The 22,392-nt window shown below is 60.7% G+C and carries 18 protein-coding genes and 4 pseudogenes; 7 read left to right on the top strand and 15 right to left on the bottom strand.

From position 1 onward, the window contains the following. Window positions 1-23: 23 nt before the first annotated feature. From OKW29_RS06270 to OKW29_RS06245, 6 genes are all read right to left on the bottom strand, one after another. On the bottom strand, window positions 24-2,804 hold the full coding sequence (locus OKW29_RS06270) for a LuxR C-terminal-related transcriptional regulator (protein ID WP_429290367.1): 2,781 nt from the start codon (window positions 2,802-2,804) through the stop codon (window positions 24-26). Window positions 2,805-2,859: 55 nt separating this feature from the next. Continuing rightward, window positions 2,860-3,579, bottom strand: coding sequence for an IS6 family transposase (locus tag OKW29_RS06265; RefSeq protein ID WP_429290745.1), 720 nt, complete (start codon window positions 3,577-3,579; stop codon window positions 2,860-2,862). A 110-nt stretch (window positions 3,580-3,689) separates the two neighbouring features. Then, window positions 3,690-4,562 carry a metal ABC transporter permease gene (locus tag OKW29_RS06260; RefSeq protein ID WP_260336598.1) on the bottom strand — a complete coding sequence of 291 codons (873 nt, stop codon included), beginning with the start codon at window positions 4,560-4,562 and terminating at the stop codon, window positions 3,690-3,692. 2 nt (window positions 4,563-4,564) lie between these two features. After that, on the bottom strand, window positions 4,565-5,476 hold the full coding sequence (locus tag OKW29_RS06255) for a metal ABC transporter permease (protein ID WP_429290366.1): 912 nt from the start codon (window positions 5,474-5,476) through the stop codon (window positions 4,565-4,567). Between the two features lie 6 nt (window positions 5,477-5,482). Then, window positions 5,483-6,304 carry a metal ABC transporter ATP-binding protein gene (locus OKW29_RS06250; protein WP_429290744.1) on the bottom strand — a complete coding sequence of 274 codons (822 nt, stop codon included), beginning with the start codon at window positions 6,302-6,304 and terminating at the stop codon, window positions 5,483-5,485. A gap of 5 nt (window positions 6,305-6,309) precedes the next feature. Beyond that, complete coding sequence (locus tag OKW29_RS06245) at window positions 6,310-7,326, bottom strand: metal ABC transporter solute-binding protein, Zn/Mn family (protein ID WP_429290365.1); 1,017 nt, start codon at window positions 7,324-7,326, stop codon at window positions 6,310-6,312. Between the two features lie 227 nt (window positions 7,327-7,553). Between OKW29_RS06245 and OKW29_RS06240 the strand changes: the two genes are divergently transcribed. Beyond that, window positions 7,554-8,561, top strand: a complete 1,008-nt coding sequence (locus OKW29_RS06240) for a CobW family GTP-binding protein (protein WP_429290364.1) — start codon at window positions 7,554-7,556, stop codon at window positions 8,559-8,561. Between the two features lie 103 nt (window positions 8,562-8,664). Further along, on the top strand, window positions 8,665-9,855 hold the full coding sequence (gene zigA / locus OKW29_RS06235; protein ID WP_184071862.1) for a zinc metallochaperone GTPase ZigA: 1,191 nt from the start codon (window positions 8,665-8,667) through the stop codon (window positions 9,853-9,855). Window positions 9,856-9,935: 80 nt separating this feature from the next. Here zigA and OKW29_RS06230 read toward each other — a convergent pair whose 3' ends face one another. Together OKW29_RS06230 and OKW29_RS06225 are read right to left on the bottom strand one after the other, a co-directional pair. Then, window positions 9,936-10,283 (bottom strand): hypothetical protein, encoded by a 348-nt coding sequence (locus OKW29_RS06230; RefSeq protein ID WP_090811191.1) that lies wholly within the window; start codon window positions 10,281-10,283, stop codon window positions 9,936-9,938. Between the two features lie 256 nt (window positions 10,284-10,539). Then, entirely contained in the window at window positions 10,540-10,989 is a 450-nt protein-coding gene (locus tag OKW29_RS06225; RefSeq protein WP_429290743.1) for an ArsR/SmtB family transcription factor, read from the bottom strand. A 354-nt stretch (window positions 10,990-11,343) separates the two neighbouring features. Here OKW29_RS06225 and OKW29_RS06220 point away from each other — a divergent pair, with 354 nt between their 5' ends. Both OKW29_RS06220 and dmeF read left to right on the top strand, forming a co-directional pair. Further along, window positions 11,344-11,619 (top strand): metal/formaldehyde-sensitive transcriptional repressor, encoded by a 276-nt coding sequence (locus tag OKW29_RS06220; RefSeq protein WP_429290363.1) that lies wholly within the window; start codon window positions 11,344-11,346, stop codon window positions 11,617-11,619. An 8-nt stretch (window positions 11,620-11,627) separates the two neighbouring features. Next, window positions 11,628-12,857 carry a CDF family Co(II)/Ni(II) efflux transporter DmeF gene (gene dmeF, locus OKW29_RS06215; protein WP_429290362.1) on the top strand — a complete coding sequence of 410 codons (1,230 nt, stop codon included), beginning with the start codon at window positions 11,628-11,630 and terminating at the stop codon, window positions 12,855-12,857. Between the two features lie 206 nt (window positions 12,858-13,063). On the opposite strand, the gene OKW29_RS06210 is transcribed toward dmeF, so the two are convergent. From OKW29_RS06210 to OKW29_RS06200, 3 genes and pseudogenes are all read right to left on the bottom strand, one after another. After that, window positions 13,064-13,666 carry an SCO family protein gene (locus OKW29_RS06210; protein ID WP_429290361.1) on the bottom strand — a complete coding sequence of 201 codons (603 nt, stop codon included), beginning with the start codon at window positions 13,664-13,666 and terminating at the stop codon, window positions 13,064-13,066. A 206-nt stretch (window positions 13,667-13,872) separates the two neighbouring features. After that, complete coding sequence (locus tag OKW29_RS06205; protein WP_429290360.1) at window positions 13,873-14,121, bottom strand: DUF1016 N-terminal domain-containing protein; 249 nt, start codon at window positions 14,119-14,121, stop codon at window positions 13,873-13,875. A gap of 44 nt (window positions 14,122-14,165) precedes the next feature. Beyond that, window positions 14,166-14,297, bottom strand: a pseudogene (locus OKW29_RS06200) (DNA-binding protein); the annotation flags it as partial. Here OKW29_RS06200 and OKW29_RS06195 point away from each other — a divergent pair. Beyond that, a complete protein-coding gene (locus tag OKW29_RS06195; RefSeq protein ID WP_429290742.1) occupies window positions 14,266-15,450 on the top strand; it encodes a tyrosine-type recombinase/integrase in 1,185 nt (394 codons plus the stop codon). The pseudogene OKW29_RS06200 and the gene OKW29_RS06195 sit on opposite strands and share 32 nt — an antisense overlap. 15 nt (window positions 15,451-15,465) lie before the next feature. Here the strand turns inward: OKW29_RS06195 and OKW29_RS06190 are convergent, their stop codons facing one another. The 4 genes and pseudogenes from OKW29_RS06190 to OKW29_RS06175 all read right to left on the bottom strand — a co-directional run bounded on the left by OKW29_RS06190 (window position 15,466) and on the right by OKW29_RS06175 (window position 19,560). Next, window positions 15,466-15,711, bottom strand: a complete 246-nt coding sequence (locus OKW29_RS06190; protein WP_429290359.1) for a hypothetical protein — start codon at window positions 15,709-15,711, stop codon at window positions 15,466-15,468. A gap of 305 nt (window positions 15,712-16,016) precedes the next feature. Continuing rightward, on the bottom strand, window positions 16,017-18,014 hold the full coding sequence (locus tag OKW29_RS06185; protein ID WP_429290358.1) for a PhoX family protein: 1,998 nt from the start codon (window positions 18,012-18,014) through the stop codon (window positions 16,017-16,019). 182 nt (window positions 18,015-18,196) lie between these two features. Then, window positions 18,197-18,535, bottom strand: a pseudogene (locus tag OKW29_RS06180) (hypothetical protein); the annotation flags it as partial. A gap of 95 nt (window positions 18,536-18,630) precedes the next feature. Next, a complete protein-coding gene (locus OKW29_RS06175) occupies window positions 18,631-19,560 on the bottom strand; it encodes a LysR substrate-binding domain-containing protein (protein ID WP_429290357.1) in 930 nt (309 codons plus the stop codon). Window positions 19,561-19,886: 326 nt separating this feature from the next. On the opposite strand from OKW29_RS06175, the pseudogene OKW29_RS06170 reads away from it, so the two are divergent. After that, a pseudogene (locus OKW29_RS06170) lies at window positions 19,887-20,663 on the top strand (winged helix-turn-helix domain-containing protein); the annotation flags it as partial. 1,105 nt (window positions 20,664-21,768) lie between these two features. Next, window positions 21,769-22,237, top strand: a pseudogene (locus OKW29_RS06165) (IS6 family transposase); the annotation flags it as partial. Window positions 22,238-22,392 lie beyond the last annotated feature (155 nt).

Raw genomic sequence — 22,392 nt, 5'->3', positions numbered from 1 at the left:
GGGCTATTGCATATGGCTCGCCACTACATGGCCGCGCGGCGCTCTCCTACCCCAGGTCCAAAAACTCTCTGTACGGCGTCAATTCGCGAATTTACGTCGAGCTTTTCGAAGATATTTTTCAAATGCCACTTGACCGTCTCGGGTGCAAGTTTCAACGACCGGCCGATTTCCTTGTTCGAAAGACCGCGGGCAACGCACTCGAGTACCTCAAACTCCCTCGCACTAAGAACATCCGGTGACAGCGGCACGGCCTCAACATGCGCGGGCGACGCAGCCGGTGAATTGCCGAAGGCATCAAAAGCTGTAAGCAGCCTGTCGACATACGCCGTTTCTGCCGTAGGAACATTCGCTGAAGCCAAGCGAAATTGCTGTAGCAACGCGCGCACGGGTGGCCCCTCATCCACGAAGCTGTTAATCATGCCGCTCTGCCTTCCGAGCCGTAGCGCTCGTTCGAGCGCACCAAGCGCCTTTTCGGACGCTCCACATTGCGCGAGCGCGCATGAGAACAGCAAGGAAACCACAGCCTCCGAATAGCGCCTGCCCGTAGCAGCCAGAGTATCAAGCAAAGGTGTGAGAAGCGTGACGGCTTCATCTGCACGATCCCCGGCGATCAGTACGCGAGCCTGCAGGAGACAATAGCTTGTCCAGGTGTCTACCGCGCACCCAGTCAGCCCTTCGCACATCATTGGCACGCTCTTGCTCAGCTCGTCGGCGATCTGCCTCGCTTGAGCAACGTTGCCTTCTACAAGGAGCAATCTTACCGTTTCGGCATCCAGCGCCAACTTCAGACGTAGCCAGTGTCGGGTTACGGCGGCCTGTCGACCGTCTTCGAGAATAGCCAGCGCCGAACCCATCTCCCCGTCGCGCCACAGCAAGCGTGCTGCAGACAGTATATGGCGCATCAAACCAGTTAGCGGCGAGGTTTCCAGTGCAGCGGTCGTGCGGCCCGCGATCATCCTCCGCGCTTCAGGCAGTTCGTTGCACTCATAGTAGATCGCAGCAAGGCAACTGGCCGCCCAGGTCGCGCAGGATGACGAGTGGCCCCATGCTTTTTCGATGCGGTGGAACATCGCCTCAAAAATTCGCCTTGATTCAGACAGCTCGCCATGCACAAATGCAGCAACACCGAACGACGAGCGTCGAAACATATCCGAGTAGTCGGGCTCCTGACCCTGTTCAACTCGCTCGCCGACGGCGTCGCGTATTTCACGTATCTGGTCGAACCTGCCCCTGTGCATCAAGCCGAAGAGCTGCGCGTATTGCGCGCAGCGCTGCACCCACGGCGCCGTAGGCGCCATTGAGTTTTGAGCAGCATGGCCTAGTTCGAGTGCCCGCTCGCTGTCCTCTACCATAGAGGCAATCAGTGCGCTGACCGCGTTGATCTCCGCCAATGCCGCTTCCTCTACCATGCGGGTATCCTTGCGACGCCCCCGAAAGAATTCGTCGGTAATAGCAGCAATTTCCCTCGAGGCGGCGTCCGGCTGAATCGAGAACACGAGCGCCCATGCTTTCGTAAGGCGCAAACGAAGCCGTCTCTGGATGACATCCGGTGGCAGTTTTCCGATCCATCCTAGCAACGTGTTCAACTCACCGCGCTCGAGCATCTCCGTCGCACAGTTTTCAACCCACTGTGCCGCCTGCTCGAGTTCGCCTGCAGCCAAGGCATGTCTGACTGCCTCGGGCCAAAGACGTGCTCCTGCAAACCATTGGGACGCACGACGGTGCAGCAACGGGACGTGTTGCGGCATCTGGCGAAGAAGGCGCCGACGAAGTGCGTCGGACAGGAGCGCATGATAGCGGTACCAGTGCCGTGTTTCATCCAGCGGCCGGATGAACACGCTGTGCCGCTCGAGCCAGTCGAGTTGGCCCCCGCTTCCACTTCCCTTGCCCATGATGGCATCGCACAACTCAGGGGCGAGTCGTTCAAGAATCGACGTGTACAGCAGAAACTTCAGCATATGGGGCGGCAGATGTGCGAGCACGGTATCGTTCAGGTACGAATCGATTCCGGAGCTGACTCCGACCAGCGCACCGGCGACCTTGGCCGCATCGCCCACATCGCGTAGCGCAAGAGCAGCAAGTTGCAAGCCAGCGACCCACCCCTCCGTTGCCTCGTTCAGCAACTCAACACTGGTCCGGTCAAGCGGCACGGTGCCTGTCCGGTCAAAAAATGCCTGCGCATCGGCGATCGAAAAACGGAGATCGTCGACATCAATACGTACTAGTTCCTCTGGAGCTCGAAACTGACCAACTATCAAGGCCGGTTCACCTCGCACCCCGAGCAGGATATGCATGTTCTCGGGGGCATAGCGAAGCAGACGGGAAGTAATCGCAAGAACTGGTTTCGCAGTCAGACGGTCGGCGTCATCCAGCACGAGGAAAACGCGCCTACCGGATGCAGCGATCCCGTTCAGGAGTAGCGAAATGACCGTTCTGATAGGAGTCAGCGGATCGTTATTAAGGATCTGTTGCGCTTGCGAGGCAATTTCCGCCGAGGCCCTGGCGAATGCGGCCACCAGGTAAGCGCAGAACTGCTGCGGATCATCGTCTTCTGCGTCGAGGCTGAGCCATGCAACAACATGCTTTCGCTGCGACAGCGCTTCACACCAACCAGCAAGCAATGTCGTCTTGCCGAACCCCGCCGGGGCGGTCACGACGGTGATGCTGCGAACCGGCTGCTTACGCAACCACTTAAGCAACACGGATCGTTGCACGCAGCCAGACGGAAGACGGGGCGGGAGCATCTTGGTCTGAATCAGCGACACGCTCCATGGGCGATCGGTACTGTCTGAAGACGCATCCATGTTTGTCCTCTACTGGCCCCCAATCCAGAAATAATAGCGCGAAATTTTGCCAGCGCTATTGCTGCGACCCATTGCTCACCGCTCCGTCCAGGTCACTCAGCAGACTGACATCAGACCCGCGACCCCGCCGCACCGTCTGCCCCTTGGAGATCATAGGCATGAGTTCAATGCCACTCAACAAGATGCGGGCACAGCGAAAATCCTTGAATCCCAACATGGGTCGGGTACGGCGCTTGATCGCCCGATGGTCTTGTTCCACGATATTGTTGAGATACTTGGCCTGACGGATCTTGATGGGCGTCTCACGCCCGGCGTTCACGGCGTTCAGCCCGGCCAGATTGGCACCGCTCTTGTCGATGGTTACGGTTTCGGGCGCGCCATTCTGATCGATGGCCTTCTCGAAGTACCGTCGGGCCGCTTCCTTGTCCCGCTTGGCTCGCAGCAAAAAGTCGACCGTGTTGCCTGCCTTGTCGACGGCGCGGTAGAGATACTTCCATGTGCCGCGGACCTTCACATAGGTTTCGTCCATCCGCCAGCTCTTGCCGACCGGACGCTTGCAGCGGCGGAACGCCTTTTCAAGCACTGGCAGAAGCTTGATGGCCCACCGATGCACGGTCGAATGATCGACCGCGATCCCGCGTTCGGCCATCATCTCCTCGAGATTGCGCAAGCTCAGCGGGTAGGCCACGTACCAACGCACGCACACCAACATTATCTCGAGCGGATAGTGCAACCGCTTCAGCACTTCGGCTACCGCCGGACTCAGCGCTTTCATTGCCATTCACATCATTCTGTTAGGTCCCGCAGCATACCAGCCTCCGCTATTGCAACAGAACCCACATTCGACGAGGACCGCACGTCGCTTGCCGCGATTGAGGCCAAGTCTCATGCGCTCGGCTTCACGCCGGTTGGCGGTCCCGTCAGCGAGCCGACTGGTGCCTCCGAGGCCGGCCGTTCGTCGTGGTGGCGCGCGAAGGCTCGTGCCCGGGTCCAGACCTGCCCCACTCCGTAACAGGCGGCCCCAAGCATGCCAACGAAGAAACCGACTGGCCAGTTGGAGACATAGGAGAGGGCGATCGATGTCCACACCGTGACGAGCGAAATTCCAACCGACACGCATATCGCAAGAATCGGCCGGTCAGTCAGCGAGCGGGCCGCAGCCGCGGGTCCAATCATCAGGCTGAACACTAGCAGCGCGCCCACTACCGGGAGCGCCATTGCCGTCGCAAGCGCCAGGATGCTCATGAACGCGAGTTCCATCGCGCGGCTCGATACGCCTCTCGCCTTCGCCAGATCGGGCGATACCGAACTGAGCAGGAGTGGCCGGAAGAGCACAACCGCAACCGCAATCGAGAACCCGCTGATCGCGGCAACCGGCGCGAGATCGGTGTTGCTCACGCCCAGTACTTCGCCGAAGAGAAGGGCATAGACCGCTTGTGAATACTCGCTCGTCATGCTCAGGAACAGCGCCCCGAAGCCTAGCAGCGTGACGAGGCACAAGGCGGTTGCGACTTCGTGTCTTCCGCGCCGGCTCAGCCAACTGATTCCGATCACGCCGAGACCAGCGAAGACGATCAGGCCGAAGAGCGGATTGATACCGAGCAGGCTTGCCGCTGCAGCACCCGGAAAGGTGCCGAGCGGCAAGGCGTGCGCGGCGAACGAGGCGCCTCGAATCACCACGAAGAAACCGATGAATCCGGCGACCGCTGCTACGATGCTCGCCACGATCCACGTGTTGGTCATGAAGCTGGAGAACATGGTCAGGCCTCACCCGGTTCACGGGCGTTCAGGGCGATCCGCGCGCCCGTTGGGGGCTTCCGTGCAGGTCCGGCGCGACCTGTGATGACATACAGGGCGAAGATAAGCGTCACCACGAAGAAGCTCACTGGCCAGCCGTGCCCGGGGGTCCAGTAGTAGCTGTCGTACGCGAGGAGGATGCCACCCCAGGTCGTGCCCAGGCCGATTAACGCGGACAGACCCGTGGCCCAGCCTGGCCGCTTTGCCGCCCTCAAGGCGATCGCCGCCGGACCTATCAGGAGTGCGGTCGACAGGATGGCGCCGACCGTAATAGCTGATAGGGAAACGGCCAGCGCCAATACCAGCAGGTGCAGGAGTCCGACCGTCCGAACCTGCACGCCCATGACCGCAGCCAGCTCTGGGTCAACGGAGCTGAGCAGCAAGGGACGATAAAGCACGCCCGCGGCAATCAACGCCCCCGTGCCCACCGCCAGTGCGAGCGGAATGATCGATGCCGGAATGGCGAACATTGATCCGAACATGACGGTGATCGCCGCTCCAGTCGTGCTTTTCGATGTCACGTCGAGGTAAAGAAACAGCGCGGCAAGGCCAAGCCCCGCGCCCAGCACGACGCCGGTCACAAGATCGCGCTCACGGGCGCGGCGCACCCGCACCAGTTCCATGCCGCCCGCTGCCATGACCGCCATGATGAGAAATCCCAGCAACGGGTTGATGCCGAGCAGGAACGACGCAGCACCGCCCGCGCTGCTCACATCGGCCAGCGTGTGGCCGGCGAAGGACTGGCTCCTCATGACGGTGAATACGCCAATTACGCCGGACACGACGGCGGCGCCGCCGCCGACTACCATCGCGGTATGCACCGGTTCGCTGCTAAAGAAGCCCGGTTCAAAGATGAGGGTGAGCAGGGAATCCATCTCGAATCAGGGAACCTGCACAATGTGGGCGGGGTCTCGCCGAACGGCGGCAAGCATTTCGGCCTCGGTGCCGGCGGCAATCACCAGCACGCGGCCGTGCACGCGGACGACATCGATGTGATAGCCGTACAGTCTGCTCAGGACCTCGGTACGCACCACTTCGTCCGTCGCCCCGCTCGCTGCGTGGCCATTGGCGAGGTAGACGATCCGGTCCATCACCGGCAGCAAGGGATTCATGTCATGCGCCGAAAGCAGGACCGCAAGCCCGTGCTCGACGCTCAGGCGGCGCAACAGCGCGACAATTTCGGCGACGCTGCGCATGTCGAGGTTGGCCAGAGGTTCGTCCAGCAACAGCAGCCGCGGACGGCGAACCAGAGCGTGTGCGATCAGTACCCGCTGCTGCTGGCCTCCGGACAGTTCCCCGATGCGCTGGTCCGCGAAAGGCTCTGCATCCACGGCTTTGAGCATCCCGTCGACCGCCTCGCGGCGTTTTTTCGACGGTAACGGCAAGCCGAGCCTGTGGCCCTCGAGGCCGAGCGACACCAGATCCCGCGCACGCATCGGGAGGTAGGGGTCGAGCGCGATCTTCTGCGGGACGTAACCCACCGAGGTCAGGTTGCGCCCACCATCGATCCTGATGCTACCTGCACTCGCTACCTGGAAGCCGAGGATCGTACGCAGCAGCGTGGTCTTGCCCGAACCGTTCGAACCGATAAGGCCGCAGAACTCTCCCGCTTCCAGCCTGAAACTCACGTCATGTAGCACGCTGTGCCCCGGGAAAGAGACGCTCACCCGGTCGACCGCAAGGACCTCGTTGCCAGGGCACATGCCGCTCACTGCACAGCCTGCAAGGTTTCGGTGGACACTTTGGAAGTCACTGCCTTTTCCAGCGCATTGACTTCCGCCAGCATCCACGACTGGTAAGTAAAGCCGGGGGTTGGCATGGTCTCGTAGACGCCGACCACCGGAATACCATTTTTCCTGGCCAGATTGAGGAACGACTGTGTGAGCGCATCCGTGACCTGCTGGTTGTAGACGAACACCTTGACCTTGTGGTCCGTGAACAGGCTGTTCTGTTTCGTCACGTCCTGCGGAGAGGGATCGGTGCCGTTCATGATCGCCGCCTGCAGGCTGAAGGGTGTGGCGATATCGGTGCGGACCGCTTCGAGCATGTAGTTGGCGACCGGCTCCGTCACCGCGACAGGCGTTTGCGCGTAGTGCGCCTTGAACGATGCAATTGCAGCCAGCCAGGGCTTGAGTGATGCGTCGAACTTCTTCACGTTGGCTTGAAAGTAGGCTGCCTGCGCGGGGTTCAATGCGGAAAGGTCCGCTGCCACTGCCTTCGCAACCGCCGGCATGGTTTTCGGGTCGTACCAGAGATGCGGGTTCGGCGTGCTGTCGGGCAGGCCGAGCAGGTGTTGGGCGTCGATGACCTTGCGTTTGTTGTTGGGCGCGGCTGCGATGATCTTGTCGGCCCAGGCGTCGTATCCCACGCCGTTCTTGACGATCAGATCGGCGCAAGCAAGCTGCGCTGCCACCTTCGGGTTGACCTCGAACGTGTGTGGATCCGTATTGGGATCCGTTTCGATCGCGCTCACCTGAACGTACTTGCCGCCGATCTGGGCGATGACGTCGGCGTACTCGTTTTCGACACCGATGGCGTTGATTACGCCAGCCGCTGCTGATGCCGCCATGGCGCTTCCCTGATGCACGGCAAGCAGTACCAATGCAGCCGAAAGGCTACCGATGGGCTTTAGTGCGGCGCGCCAAACAAACCGGTCTGGCTGTCCTGAACTCCAGGATGCGCGGTGCTGAACGGAGTTGCAAAGCCTGGCGGCGATTTTTTTCATTGGCGTTCCTGGCACGAAAAATAACAATCCGACAGGATTAGATACGTTATAACATAACACATATGGTGTCCAGCGTTCCCGGCAGACAGACTGGCCGTCCCGGAGCGTGGCATCAGCGAAGCGGGCTGTCACCGCATGGGGGCATCTCGACCGTAACCATTTGCTCAGCGCCCGGGCACCTCGACGGGCGAACATGCTTGAGCGCGTGCCGCTCACAGGAGAATGCAATGCAAGATGCAACCGGCTTCCAGCGTATCCCGACGACCATCCTGACCGGCTTCCTCGGCGCCGGAAAAACGACCTTGCTCAACCGCATCCTGACCGAGCATCACGGCGGACGCGTTGCGGTCATCGAAAACGAGTTCGGCGAAGCGGGCATCGACAACGAATTGCTGGTGCAGGACGGTAACGAGCAGATTGTCGAAATGAACAACGGCTGTATCTGTTGTACGGTGCGTGGCGACCTGGTGCGCATTCTTTCGACGCTCGCCGCGCGACGGGAGACAGGAGAACTCGCGTTCGAGCGGGTCATCATCGAGACAACGGGACTTGCCGATCCGGCGCCCGTCGCGCAAACGTTCTTTGTTGACGATGTCGTGCAGGAGAAATACCTGCTCGACGCCATCGTGACGGTGGTCGACGCACGGCATGGCGGCGAGCAGCTCGACGAACATCACGAAGCGCAGGAGCAGGTCGGATTCGCGGACCGTATCCTCGTATCCAAGGTGGACCTCGTTGGCGAAGAGCAGGCGCAGCAACTGATGCGCCGGTTGCGGCAAATGAACCCGCGCGCGACGATCAGGCCGGCACATTTTGGCGAGACGGACCTGAAGCAACTGCTCGACATCCGCAGCTTCAGTCTGGATGCCATTGTCGACATCGAGCCCGATTTCCTTGAAGACGTTTCGCACGAGCATGACGACGATGTGACGTCCTTCGTCTACCGCGCTACTGCGCCTCTGGATCGGGACAAGCTCGAGGCGTTCTTCAGCGCCATGGTTGCGATCTATGGTGCCGCGATGCTGCGCTACAAGGGTGTGCTGAACCTGGCGGGTGTCGACCGTCGCGCAGTGTTCCAGGGCGTACATATGATTTTTGGCGCGGATATCGGTAAGGCCTGGGCCGCGAATGAAACGCGCGAAACCCGGATTGTTTTCATCGGCAAACAGTTGCCACATGATCTTTTCAAGGCGGGCCTCGACAACTGTATGGTTGGCGAAGTCCTGCAGAACTGACACGAAGGATCGCGCCTGCTTGCCGCGCACCCGCCTCGGCCAGCAGGCTGGCCGTGTCGATTCATGCGATCTTCTTCACCACGTTTGAGGCTCCACTTTTCCCATGCACAAACTCCCCGTCACCGTACTGTCCGGCTTTCTCGGCGCGGGCAAGACCTCGCTCCTGAACCACGTCCTGAATAACCGCGAAGGCAAGCGGGTGGCCGTAATCGTGAACGATATGTCGGAAGTCAACATCGACGCTCAGCTGATTCGTGACGGCGGCAGCCAGCTCTCGCACATCGACGAAAAGCTCGTCGAAATGAGCAACGGTTGCATTTGCTGCACATTGCGCGAGGACCTGCTGATCGAGATCCAGCGGCTCGCGCGGGAGAAGCGCTTCGACTATCTGCTGATCGAATCCACGGGCATATCCGAGCCCTTGCCGGTGGCGGAAACCTTCACGTTTCGCGACGAACAAGGTCACAGCCTCTCGGATATCTCTCGCCTGGACACGATGGTGACGGTCGTCGACGCCTATAACTTTGTGCGCGACTACGGTTCCCACGACTTCCTGGCGGATCGCGGCGAAACGATGGGCGGGGAAGACCGCCGCACCGTGGTCGATCTGCTGACCGAGCAGATCGAGTTCTGCGACGTGATCGTGCTGAACAAGACGGACCTTGTGAGCGCAAGCGAGTTGGAATTGCTCAAAGGCGTGCTGCGGGTGCTGAACGCCCGCGCGAAGATCGTCGAAAGCCGCTTTGGCCAGGTGCCGATCGGGCAGGTTCTCGATACCGGCCTGTTCGACTTCGAAGCCGCTGCGCAAGCGCCTGGGTGGCTCAAGGAGATGCGCGGCGAACACATTCCCGAAAGCGAACAATATGGCATCACCAGCTTCGTCTACCGCGCGCGCCGTCCGTTTCATCCGCAGCGTTTCTTCGACTGGATTCAGAGCGAGTGGCCGGGCGTCGTGCGCTCAAAGGGGTACTTCTGGCTGGCCTCGCGCAACCATGCGGTCGGCGAATGGTCGCAAGCCGGCGCGGTCTCGCGTCACGGACGCGCCGGGACCTGGTGGGCGGCCGTGCCCAGGCACGCCTGGCCGCAGGAGCCCGAAGCACAGGCTATCATCCGAAGCCGCTGGCATGAGCGTTTCGGGGATCGTCAACAGGAGCTGGTCCTGATCGGCACCGGAATGGACGAGGCAGCCTTGCGCGCGTCCTTTGATGCCTGCCTGCTAAGCGAGGACGAACTGGCCCGTGATGAAGTCGCGTGGCACAAATTTACCGACCCGTTCCCTGAGTGGACGCAGTAAGGTGTGTCCACCCAGGCAGTAACCTGGCACCATGCATACTCAATCGTATTGAGGCACTTCGCCTGCCTGGCGCCGGGCACTCAGGCGAGCTCAACCGGGCCGTGGTCGTCGCAATGATCGCCGTGCGGATGGTGCAGGTGGCCGTTGACCAGGTAGTCGACGTGATCGCCATGCGGTACCGCTTCGTGGCCGCATGCCGGCCCGTGGACATGTCCCGACTCATGACCGCCGCAGTTGGAAGTACATTGATCCGGATTTTTTGCGCTCACCTCCAGCCGGTGTTCGTCCACGTGATCGCCATGGGGATGGTGCAGGTGGCCATCGTGCAGATAGTCAGTGTGATCGCCATGCCTGATCGCAGTGTGTCCGCAGTTCGGACCATGCTGATGGTCATGATGGGCATGATGCGGTTCGTTGCAGGTGCTCATAGCAGTGCTCCTCGACTCACGTGACAGTGAACGCATGACGTGGGCTTCGCGGCGTGCCCCCAATGGGCAACGGTTAATCCGGCCAGATGTTAAAGCGATCCTCCTTGCGCACGCCGAAGTCAACGCCCTTTGTTTCCGTCTAGATGATGCCATACCCCCGATGAAGCAAACGCGTCTGTGCTTTAATTAACCGGCGCGGTGGGTTCGATAGCCGGAAAACATCGGGGCTTGCCTTGCAGGTCAGCTGCAAAACGCGTCATTCCTCCTTCGGTGGCTCATCAAATTCGGACGGCGGATGCTCACACTCGTGTTCAGCCATGTCGCTGATGACACGCTCTACGTGCTCGTCAGTTGCTACACAGAAAATCTGTTTTGCGCACCGATCGGCGCGCAGCACCCGGGCTGCTCGCAAAAGCCGCAGGTGATGGCTGACGAGCGTTTGCGCCAAGCCATATTTTGCCGCGATGTAGGAAACGCACATCGGCACGCGAAGGCATGCTGCAATTATTTTCAGGCGGGTCGGATCGCCCATCTGCCGGAACATCTCTACCAGTTCCGCGACCTGGTCGTCGGTCAACTCGGATGCCTGCATTTTTGCATTCCAAAGAGTCACGTCGCCAATAGATGACGCACCGCCGCATGCACGGAAATCGATCGGAGCCAGGTCGAACGCCGCGACGGGTTCACGTAGCGTCGCTCGCAGCATCTGAAGCACGCGGCGCAAATTCTTATCACACGAGGCTGTGTCCGGCCGGAAGCAGCCGATCACGTCAGGAAAACGTATGCCTGCTTCTTCCTGGTGACCGGACGCCGACGCGGCAATGATCGCGTGCCTGGCGCGTCCCGGTGGGACGGTGACGCCCTATCGCGTATCGTGGATTCGCTCGCACGTGCCGTCCTCGCGCAAACAAAGTCCATCCATAAAGGCCGCTGCCCGAAAGGCGAAGCCGGGTCTAATGCAGTCAAATTCTTTCAATTCGCCTTCGTTCACCGGGGAGAATTAGCATACCCCTCCACCCTTTTTGGCATATACGCTCCTGCGGTATTTCGGAGGTCATTCATGAGCCACACCATTCGTGAGAAACAGAAGCTTCTCAACCGGGTCCGCCGCATCAAGGGGCAAGTGGAAGCCATCGAGCGGGCGCTTGAGGAAGAGCGTGGATGCATCGACGTCCTGCAGCAGATCACCAGTTGTCGCGGCGCGATGAATGGCCTGCTGGCGGTAGTGCTCGAGGAGCATAACCGCACGGATCTCGTCGATGTCGAAACCCACAAAGAGCCGGCCGGCAGCGCGACTGACCAGCTCATCGAAGTCGTTCACAGCTATTTCAAGTAGAGCAGCACATGAGTGATTTCAAAGACTCGGCGTTCGGCGCAGGACACGACCACATCTTTCTGGGCGCGGCTCACGAGCAGAACGAGCGCAGGACCTGGGCGGTCATTGCGCTGTGCAGCGCGATGACGCTGATTGAAATCATCGGCGGCAATATGTTTGGCTCACTGGCGCTTGTTGCAGACGGTCTGCACATGTCGACGCACGCTGGAGCAATGCTGATTGCAGCCCTCGCGTACACATACGCGCGTAAGCATGCTGCCGACCCCCGCTTCGTTTTCGGTACTGGCGAGCTTGGCGATCTCGCGGGCTTCACGAGTGCCATCGTGCTTGCCATGATCGCAGTGCTGATTGGGTACGAGGCTGTGTCGCGCTTTCTGTCGCCAGTATCGATTCATTTCGGCGAAGCGATTCCCATCGCGGTGGTAGGCCTGTTGGTCAACCTGGCGAGCGCGTGGCTGCCCGGCGACCATCACGGGCATGGTTACGAAGACGAGGCGCAGAAGATCTTCGCTCCGTCCGGTGTGTTTGCCGTTTCCATCTCCGAAGATGGCGCTCTTCCCGTGTTCCGCATTACGCCAGCGACCGATGGTTCTCGACTGGACGCGTCGACAGTGTCTGTTACAACGGTGCGGCCTGACGGCACACTACGGGTATTCGCGCTGGTGTACCGCGGTGGCTATCTGGAATCGAAGGAAGATATTCCTGAGCCGCACGCCTTCAAGGCCATCGTGCGAATGCCGGGCGGCGAGCACGAGCTCGAATTCGAAGAGCATGAGCGCGGCCACGATGCTCATAACTCAGCGACCCGGGACCATAACATCCGGTCGGCCCACATCCACGTAATGGCTGACGCCGCGGTGTCCGTGCTGGCAATCATTGGCCTCATACTCGCGCGCACGTTCGGTTGGCTTTGGATGGACCCGCTCGCGGGCGTCGTCGGCGCACTGGTGATTGCAAAATGGTCGTACGGGTTGATGCGTGACACCGGTGCAATTCTGCTCGACATAAATCTGGACCGCCGTATGGCGGAGAACGTTCGCCATGCTATCGAGGACCGTGGCGACAAGGTGCTCGACCTGCATGTATGGCGGGTGGGCCCTGGCCACATGAGCGCGGTCGTATCGGTCGCGACCAGCGAGTCACAGCGGGATTCACGTTTCTATCATGCGGTGCTCCAGCGCTTTAAGGGGTTGTCCCATGTCACGGTCGAGGTCCAGCCTGCTCAAGCGGTGGCGTGATCCACGATGCTACTGGCGCCACACACTTGTATGTCAGGAAACCTTGCGTTGAGCGTGCATATGGATTCTGGTCGTGGCGACAACAAGCGCTCCTCCGGGCGAATCTGGCCGGAATCTCCGACGTACGTCCGACTCTATCTGTTGAAAACACCGTGGGTGCGCGGGCTCGTTCGCGGCGTCTTCAGCACCGTCGCGGGCGCCTGTCGTCAGGTCTCGTCGGCCAATTGACGCAGATCGTGCACAAATGCGTCGACCGGATCGTCGTCCGCACCGATCAGGCGTGCGTGCCCTTTCGCATCGAATATGTAGATCGCCGAGCTATGGGTTACCTCGTATCCACCGTTCGCGCGGGGCTTGTCAGCCTGGTACGCGACGCGATAGCGTTGCGCGAGCGCCTTGATCGCGCTGTCGGAACCGGTCAGGCCGACGTCGTGCTTTGCGTCAAACGCATCGACATACGCATGCATCACTGCGGGCGTGTCCCGCGCCGGGTCGACACTCACGAACAGGACCTTCACATGCTGTGCGGCGCCGCCCAGTTGATGCGTCACTTGGGCCAGTTTGGCCAGCGTCTCCGGGCATACGTCCGGGCAATGCGTGTAGCCGAAGTAGACGAGTGTGACATCACCTGCCAGGTTCGCCTGGCTAATCTGCTTGCCGGCGTCTGAGGTCAGTTCGAAATCCAGATCGGGCAAATGCCCCTGGACGTCCGTGAGCTTCCACGGCTCTTCATGGTGGCAGGCGGCAAGTGAAACAGAGAGCGTTGCGCCGACAACGAGACGCACACAGCGATCAAAGAATGGGGGCATGGATTGGTGCGGCATTGCCGTCGCAAAGATCAGGATTGGGAAGTACAGTCTATTGCGGAGAGCTTTCATTCGTCTGCCCGCGTAGTGCCTCATCCGCTTTACAACTCTCAACGACAAGGCTCCATTCGAGGGCCGTTGCGCCATAGGCCGCGTCACCCGAGCGAGCCAAAATGTCGCGCGTAAGGCGGGAAGCGAAGAGGGAATGCTTAAGGCTTCACCGGGTCGTCGATGTAGATCAGCGTCTTCAGGTGCGTCCAGCTCAATTCTCTCCGCACTGCGGAGACAATCGCTTCGTCGGCAAAAACCTCCCCAAGACGCATGCAGTGGCGCAACTGCTTGTCGCTCCAGCCGCGCCCGTATTCGGCGGTAAGCTGACGCGCCAACGATCCGATCACCTGTTGCCCGTACTCCGCGCGGGCGCCCCGCAATACCTCTGCCTCAATACGATGCCCCACCTGCCAGTACAGCAGTGTCAGTTCTGCATTGATCGCAACGGCGGCCGGTTCGCGGTCGGCGTGATCCCGAAGCGGAAGAACAGTAGCGCGCAGACTTCGCGGTACAGCTCGCGGGTCTTCGGGAATTCGCCTTTCGGGCGGTCGATTTCAGCCGAGAGGCGGGTTTCGTCGGGCAGGACGCCCCTCGATGCGCTTGAACTGTCCGCCGACCTCGACGGCCGCGATGGCAGCAACCGGGCGCGCGGGCATTCACAGATCGCTGCCCACGACGACCTGAATGCGGTCCGCGCATGGCTCGCGCGGGTCGCCGACAAAAAGACCACCTTCGAGAATTACCGCAAGGAAGCCGAACGGCTGCTGCTCTGGGCGATCGTGCAACTGGGCAAGCCGCTGTCGTCGCTCACGCACGAAGACCTGCTACTCTTCCGGCAATTCCCGAAAGACCCGTTGCCGCACGCGCGCTGGGTCGCCGACGGCGGGCGCAAATACCCGCGCCATGATCCGCGCTGGCGGCCGTTCTACAGGACGCTCCGGCCGAGTAGCCAGTACCAGGCGATGGTGATCATCAACGCGCTGTTCGCGTGGCTCGTCGAAGCCGGCTATCTGGCTGGCAATCCGCTGTCGCTGTCCCGGCAGCGCACCCGTCGCTCAAAGCCACGCATCACGCGCTACCTCGACCGCGAACTGTGGCACGAAGTGAAGCTCCATATCGACAGCTTCCCGAAGGACACCCCGCGCGAGCGGGAGCGCTATCTGCGCGCGCGGTGGCTGTTCACGCTGCTCTATCTCGGCGGCCTGCGTATCTCGGAGGTCGGCGGCAACACGATGGGCAGTTTCTTCTGCCGGCGCGATGCTGACGGTCACGAGCGCTGGTGGCTCGACGTGCTGGGCAAGGGCGACAAGGGGGGACTGGTGCCCGCCTCGGCGGAAATGATGGTGGAACTTGGGCGCTACCGGCGCGAGCGCGGGCTGTCCGCCCTGCCGTCAAGACATGAGGACACCCCGCTCGTGCTACCGCTGGGCAAATCCATGAAGCCACTTACCCGCTCCGCGCTGCACACGATCGTGAAGGCGATCTTTGCCGGCGCGGCCGAACGGCTCCACCTGCGTGGCGACGGCTTCGCGGCACAGGCGGACCTGCTCGAACAGGCCTCCGCACACTGGTTGCGCCACACCGCGGGTTCGCACATGGCCGACGGCGGCGCCGATCTGCGTACCGTGCGCGACAACCTGCGCCACGCGTCACTGACGAGCACCAACATCTACCTGCACACGCCCGACGAAGAGCGCCATCGGGAGACTGAGGAAAAGCACCGCATTGAATGGTAGGCCTTGCCTGACCGGTCAGTGGCGTGTCGCTGCGATCGGGAAAGCCAGTTCGAGCATGAAGCGGACAAAGCTGTAGGCGAACAGCAACGCAACCGGTAACGCCGCGACGACGAATGCCGGTTTCCACCGGCGCCGCGCGTGCCCCGGGCGCTCCGCATGTGCATCGCGCCGATGCTGCGCGACCGCCCACCGCAGATCGCCGCTCGCGGTATTGCACGATACGGGCCGCCGCGTCTTCTTCGCTTCCAGCGATTTCATCACCTGTTTTCTCCGGAGCGCCTTAGCCTGCTGAAAGGCCGGGAGCATGAAGGGGGTGACGGTATAGCCAGCCGACCGCAATCCGCCCCGTAGTCGCTGACTATCACCACGCAGTTGCCTGAATGCAGGTCTATGTCACAGTTCGAAGAGTGTCTTGCGAACACACAACTTTGCCTCCCGGCTCCACTGAAAAACCCCCTCCAGAGAGGGGGCGATGAACCGCTCGCGAACCGTGCTTTTCGTATCGGATCAAAGCGCCATCAATTTCCCCACAATGAGACTTGCGAGGATCTCTGCGAGCCTTGCCGTCACACCAGCTTGATCGATGTCGGGTCTGCTGTCAGATAGCCGACCGACGCGCCGAAGCGATCCCTGTAATTCGCGCGCACAAGCGGATCGAGCGTGTCCCTGAGCGCCTGTGTATGCTGGCTGCCCCAGTCGCCGGCATGCTGGAAGTTGCTCATGATGTAGGTCCAGCCGTTGAGTTCGTCGACCGCATGCAGACCGGTCGATTCGGCGCCGGCGGGTGTCGACAGCAGACGCGTGAGCTGCTTCGTGTCGACGTTGTACGCCCACAGGAAATTGTTCACGTGGTAGCCGCTGTCCTCGCCGATAAAGAGCGTGCGCAGCTTCTCCGAGAATTTCAGGTTGTCCGGGTTGGCGACCAACTCCGGGTCGGCCTTGTTGCCGAGCGCGTCGGCGGCGATGTCCTTGCCGACCAGCAGCGCGCTGGTGTGCACCGGCACCCACTCGCTGTTGATCGCGGCACCCTGGTTATCCTTCTGGCCGCCCGCGAGCTTGTGCTGAAGCACGCCGCCGGCGTTGATCGCGGCGTCGACGGAAATGTTGCTCTCCGCGTTCCAGCCCTTCGCGTTGCCCTTCACCATCGAGTCGACGATGTTCTGCAAAGCGGAGTACGCGATCTTGTCCTTGATGTTGACCGTCGTCCCTTCCATCTTCGTGAAGCCCATGCTGCCGCCCGCCAGGTAAGCGTAGCGATGGGTTTCGAGGAAAGCCGCAACCTTCTCCTTGCCCGGCATGATCCTGACCCACTGCGCGGTGCCGCCGGCGAAGATCTTCCGGTAGTTAGCGTCGGCAGGATCGGTCCACTTGACGTCGATGACGTCCTGCGGCCGATTCGACTTCGCCATGGCCTCGACTTCCGCGCTCGTCGCGTGACCCAGCCTGATCCACGTCAGGTCCGCGCCCGCCGCGGCCGGATCGACCGAGAAGCCCGCGCCCACTTTCGCCACATACAACGTGCCGGCCGACAGGTCCTTCTCGTCGTCCGCCACGAACATGAAGAGGCCGCTGTTGGTCGCGTCGTCGCCCATCAGGACCGTGCGGTTGTCCGGCATCACCTGCACCAGTTCGTGCGAAATGCGCCCGAGGCAATAGTGTTTTCTGACCGAGCCGGTGCCATCCGCCTTGACCGTGATTTCCGGCAGATGACCATAGAGATACGGGTTGAAAGCAATGTTCGTGTTGCCGTACAGGTTATCGTTGAACGCCTTGTACTGCGCCAGATTGCTCGAGCTGGCCGTGAACGCATCCGGCTCGTATTCCTCGCTCGACAGATGCGTGTTCCACGGCGACAGGCTCGCGCCGCAGGTGATCCACAGTCCATTCGCGGGCGACGTGTCGACGTTGTGATACTTGACGAGCGTCAACTTGCCGGTGGCCGGATCCTGATCCAGCGTCAGCACCGCGATCGGCGACGGGAGGCGGCCATACATGTCACTGCCGGACTGCGAGCGCGTCGTGTATTCGAACTGGACCACAGCGAACACCGTGTTGCCCTTTACGCCGGCGACCTTCGCGCCATCGATCTTCAGCAGCGACGTACCGTCCGGCGAGTCCGAAAAGAACTGGCGCCGTTGCGCGGGCACCGAATCGTCGTCGATCGGCTGGTTGTTGATGTCGAAGTATCCGCCTGCCAGCACGGTGCCGCCGTTGCCGTCCGGGACCAGATCGCCGGTCATGAAGAACGGCTGGTACGCGAGTTTGTAAGCCTTTTGGGAGCCGTCGGAATACGAAACCGTCAGGCCTGAGCCGACCGTGGTGGTTGCCATCAGCGACGGATTGGCGAGCGACGGCGCCGGCATGCTGGTGAAAGACGCCGAAGTGAAGTTCGCGACCGGGGTGGCAGGCGTAGTAGGCGTGCCGGAATTGGCCGACGGAGTCGCCAGATCGCCGCCGCAAGCGGTCAGCATCGACGCCGTGGCGATGCCGCCTAGCGGCAGCATCGGTGCACCGGCAAGTAGTTTCAGGGCCTTGCGGCGGGAAATGTCGAACGGCTCTGCCATGTTGTCGTGATCCAGGGTTCGGGTAGCGTGGGTGAATGCACAGCCGGCACGCAGTCAGCCCGAAACCATATGGTTCACGCTCGCGCCGCTATGACGCAAGGATTCTATGAAGTGAATATGAAAGTATCTTGACAGGCTTTAGTAATTTTTGAATCAGCCTGGTCAGCCGGCCTGCCCCGCCTCTAGCCCGGGCGGCGAAATTCGTTTTCGACCCAGGCCACGGCGCTCGCCTTGCTGAGCTTGAAGCTGGGCGCGACCTGCACTTGCGCCAACTGCTCGCCGAAGGTGTCGAGCGCGGTCAGCAGCGCGTACGGTTCGATGTCGTCCGCAACGATGTCCAGCGTGATGTCGAGTTCGTCGTTACCGTCCGCGCTCGCCACCCGCACTTCTTTATGGAGTTGCGCACGCAGTTGCTGCTCATGGCGGCGCAGGACTTCTGAGGCGGTCTTCACCGGCGTGTTGAACGCCGACGTGTCGAGGGGTTTCGGATCCTTCTTGTTGCGGCCCATCGTCCACGGCCCACAAGGGACAGTTGGATTTCTCCGTAACGGACGTTCAAGCGACTGGAAACGTTAAACCTCGCAAATAGCCAGGCACGGGCTGTAGTCGATCCGGGCTAAGCTTGACGCGCCCACGCAGTCTGATGCTGAGTCGCCCCGTTGCCTCCAATCTCGCCCATCAGATAATCGATGAACGACGCTATTCGCGAAGAAACGGCTGTATTGCGGTAATAGACAGCATGGATTGGCTGACGGACGTCCTTGGTCTGACGGGCGAGGATCTGCACCAGACGCCCTGTTTCGCGGTCCCGGTCGGTCATGAAATCCGACAGGCAGACAACGCCCACGCCTTCGAGCGCCAGTTGACGAAGCGTCTCGCCGCTCGATGAACTTGCCACCGGCTCGATACGGTACGGCTCACCGTCGGCACCGAGCAACGGCCAGACATTGAGCGACTCCGGTTGTGTAAAGCCCAGCAGTACGTGCTTGCCAAGGTCAGCGACCTCGCGCGGATGTCCGTGCGCCTCAAGATAGTCGGGACTCGCAAGAACACGCATGCGGCTACTGCCAACAAGCCGGCTATGCAGCGTCGAATCCTTGAGCCGGCCAATTCGAATAGCGACATCGGTGCGGCTCTCGAGTAGATCGATGATGCCGTCGTTCGTGTTCAGCTCCAGGTGAACGTGCGGATAGCGCACGCGGTAGCCTTGCACAAGCGGTGCGATCACGTGCAGCATGAAAGGCGACGCTGCATTGATCCGCAGGAGCCCCGATGGGTTTTCCCGCCGCGCGACCATCTGTTCCTCCGCGCTTTCCACGGAATCGATGATGGCGCGCGCGTGTTGAAGGAACGCGCGCCCTTCCTCGGTCAGCTCCATCCTGCGCGTGGTCCGGCGCATCAAGGTCGTTTTCAGCTTTTCCTCGAGGCGCCCCAGCATCCGGCTGGCCGCCGACACTGTCAGGTCGAGATGTTGGGCAGCTGCCGTCATCGAGCCCGTATCGACCACGGCCATGAAAGTCGCCAATTCGTCGAGGGTGATATTCATTCTTGATTTTGTTTCAAAAGAATTTTGTTTATAGACCGGTTTGTGAACAAAAGTAAAGCTGGCAGACTCGGTCCGTCAGAATCCTCAATTCCTTCGCGAGGGAATACAGCCGCCGGAGGGCGCAGGCGCGCTGTCGAGTCTGGTGAGACAAAACTTTCTCCAATGTCACGGAGATTTAATAAATCAAACAGGCTGTTTCTGGAGACATACGCCGCGACGTTCAGGCTTGCGCAGACCAGGCGGGCAACTACTCTGCTTAGCCGGAATGCGACTGACATCGGCATAAAGCCGGCGCGCAACTCACCTCGATCAATGCGAGCACAAACATGACGGTTACCGAGCGACCCGCGAATTACGGCACCAGCATGATCGATCTGGGCCGGTTTCAGATCGATTTGGAGATGCGGACGCTGCACCAAAGCGGCACGCTCGTACCTGTCGGATCTCGCGCCTTCGATATTCTTGCCGTGCTCGTGTCGGCCGCTGGACGACTCGTTACGAAAGACGAATTGTTGGATAGTGTCTGGCCGAAAACCGTCGTCGAAGAAAACAATATCCAGGTCCATCTGTCCGCGTTACGCAAAATACTTGGTGAGGATCGCAACCTGATTGTCACGATCCCTGGTCGCGGGTATCAGTTGCGACAACGACCCGTTGAGAGCCGAGCTCCTGCGGTCGAGTCCCGAGCCTTCAGACGTAGCCTGCCGCTGCGCGAAACCCGGCTCACAGGCCGCGACGCAGCCGTTCGGCAGATCAGCATGTTGCTCCAGACTACGCAGCTATTGACGCTCACTGGAGCCGGCGGTATAGGGAAGACGAGCCTGGCTATAGAGGTAGCACGGCAGGCATCGAACGATTCTTCCCGCGCTGTGTGTTTTGTCGAACTTGCCACGGCAACAACCGAAGATGCGGTCCTATGCGAGGTCGCCGAAGCATGCGGGCTGTCCACGCTCGATGCTGCAGTCGACATTGCGCAACTGGCTGCGGCGGTTTCCGGCAAACGTCTGCTCCTCGTGCTGGATAACGCCGAGCATGTGATCGACGCGGTCGCGCGGATCGTCGACGCACTCGTAGCGGCAAGCGAAATTCTGCGTGTGATGGTAACGAGTCGTGAACCGCTTCGCCTGATGCAAGAGACGGTGTACCGGGTCGAGCCACTCGATGTGCCGTCTTCGCATTCAACCCATGCGGAGATCGTCCAGTTTCCAGCGGTAAAGTTGTTTTTGCTGCGCGTCAATTCAATCCAACGGTATGCATACGCCGGCTGCGAGAAAATTCATCTCATCGGCGAGATCTGCCGCCGGCTGGACGGCATTCCTTTGGCGATCGAGCTGGCAGCGGCGCGCGTCGCTGGCCTCGGCGTTGAGGGTGTTCATCGCTATCTGCACGACCGTTTCAGTTTGCTGACGGGCGGCTACCGGACCGCTCTGCCACGCCATCAAACCTTCCGTGCGACGTTCGACTGGAGTTTCTCCATACTGAATCCATGCCATCAGTTACTGTTCAGGCGCCTCGCGGTATTCAGCGGCGGCTTTACGTTCGATGCGATGTGCGCGGTGGTGTGCGACGAGAAATACGCTGTGGCGGACGCGATCGGCGGCATCGGCGATCTGGTGGCGAAATCGCTCGTCAACATTGAGCTGGAGGGGCCGGTAAGCAGGTATCGCCTTTCCGATTCGGCACGTGCCTATGCGCTGGAGAAGCTGCATGCGGAAGGCGAGCAGAAGCTGATCGCGGCGCGCCATGCACGCTATGTCTCCCATTGCTTGCGACCGTGTCTGGCTGACAGTGTCGCTGAACAATTGGACCTGGAGATCGATTTCCGGCAGTCGCTGGATGATGCACGCAGCGCTTTCGATTGGGCGTTCTCGCAGCATGGCGATACGCGGATTGGAGTCGAGCTCGCGGCAGGTCTCACAGAGGCGCTGCTCGATGCGGGCCTGATTCACGAATGCTGCACGCGTGCTGAGCAGGCCATCGATGCGCTTGAAGAACTGCCCCCTGCCTCGGTGGACTCAGACACCGAAATGCGCGTACGTGCCACTCTCGCCTCGGCATTGATCTATGCTCCGGAGCCCGTGTCAAAGTCGGCACAATCGTGGACGGAAGTGCTGGCTCTTGCTGGCGATACAGGCGAGGGTTCTGGTGCAAATAGTGAAGGTGAATCGGTTAAAGTGTTGCCCCCCGACCCGATCTCATCATCCGACAATGAGCAAGCTCAAGAGTATGGACGAACTGTTCTCAGGCCGCCACTTCAACCGCGACGATCATTCTGTGCGTGCGCTGGTATCTGCGCTACAAGCTCAGCCTGCGTGATCTTGTCGAGATGATGGCCGAGCGTGGCCTGTCGCTGGCCCACACGACGATCCTGCGTTGGGTGAAGCGTTACACGCCGGAGTTCGTCAAGCGCTGGAACCGTTTCGGCGCGCCAGCGGGCGCGTCATGGCGTGCCGACGAGACTTACCTGAAAATCCGCGGCAAATGGGTCTATCTTTATCGGGCGGTGGATCGGGCGGGTCAGACGGTTGACTTCCTGCTCAGGGCCAAACGTGACGTGAAGGCGGCCAAAGCCTTTTTCAGCGAGGCAACCAAAAAACATCAGGGCAAGCCGCCAAAGACCATCACGCTCGATGGCTATGCCGCCTCACACCGTGCTGTGCGGGAGATGAAGGCCGATAAGAAATCTTTTCTATAGGAACCATCTCTTCAAGACCGTCTATTTGCACCAGAACCCTCGCCATACCGCCGCGTAGTGCCCCTGCTTTGGCGCGGTCTCCTATTCGAACTCCGCGATCCGCAGGCCAATTTCCCAATGGCTTCATATCCATTCCG

Origin of the sequence: Paraburkholderia sp. CI3, assembly GCF_050436505.1 — a bacterium.
Taxonomy (GTDB): domain Bacteria; phylum Pseudomonadota; class Gammaproteobacteria; order Burkholderiales; family Burkholderiaceae; genus Paraburkholderia; species Paraburkholderia tuberum.
The sequence above is the reverse complement of the archived record's forward strand: the minus strand, read 5'-3'. Positions and strand labels throughout refer to the sequence as shown.

Bases quoted from the DNA above. Each gene is read 5' to 3' on its own strand.
- OKW29_RS06185 (WP_429290358.1), bottom strand. From the start codon at position 18,014: ATGGCAGAGCCGTTCGACATTTCCCGCCGCAAGGCCCTGAAACTACTT.
- OKW29_RS06260 (WP_260336598.1), bottom strand. From the start codon at position 4,562: ATGTTCTCCAGCTTCATGACCAACACGTGGATCGTGGCGAGCATCGTA.
- zigA (WP_184071862.1), top strand. From the start codon at position 8,665: ATGCACAAACTCCCCGTCACCGTACTGTCCGGCTTTCTCGGCGCGGGC.
- OKW29_RS06220 (WP_429290363.1), top strand. From the start codon at position 11,344: ATGAGCCACACCATTCGTGAGAAACAGAAGCTTCTCAACCGGGTCCGC.
- OKW29_RS06245 (WP_429290365.1), bottom strand. From the start codon at position 7,326: ATGAAAAAAATCGCCGCCAGGCTTTGCAACTCCGTTCAGCACCGCGCA.
- OKW29_RS06265 (WP_429290745.1), bottom strand. From the start codon at position 3,579: ATGAAAGCGCTGAGTCCGGCGGTAGCCGAAGTGCTGAAGCGGTTGCAC.
- OKW29_RS06255 (WP_429290366.1), bottom strand. From the start codon at position 5,476: ATGGATTCCCTGCTCACCCTCATCTTTGAACCGGGCTTCTTTAGCAGC.
- OKW29_RS06175 (WP_429290357.1), bottom strand. From the start codon at position 19,560: ATGAATATCACCCTCGACGAATTGGCGACTTTCATGGCCGTGGTCGAT.
- dmeF (WP_429290362.1), top strand. From the start codon at position 11,628: ATGAGTGATTTCAAAGACTCGGCGTTCGGCGCAGGACACGACCACATC.
- OKW29_RS06270 (WP_429290367.1), bottom strand. From the start codon at position 2,804: ATGGATGCGTCTTCAGACAGTACCGATCGCCCATGGAGCGTGTCGCTG.
- OKW29_RS06240 (WP_429290364.1), top strand. From the start codon at position 7,554: ATGCAAGATGCAACCGGCTTCCAGCGTATCCCGACGACCATCCTGACC.
- OKW29_RS06210 (WP_429290361.1), bottom strand. From the start codon at position 13,666: ATGCCCCCATTCTTTGATCGCTGTGTGCGTCTCGTTGTCGGCGCAACG.
- OKW29_RS06225 (WP_429290743.1), bottom strand. From the start codon at position 10,989: ATGCTGCGAGCGACGCTACGTGAACCCGTCGCGGCGTTCGACCTGGCT.
- OKW29_RS06250 (WP_429290744.1), bottom strand. From the start codon at position 6,304: ATGTGCCCTGGCAACGAGGTCCTTGCGGTCGACCGGGTGAGCGTCTCT.
- OKW29_RS06230 (WP_090811191.1), bottom strand. From the start codon at position 10,283: ATGAGCACCTGCAACGAACCGCATCATGCCCATCATGACCATCAGCAT.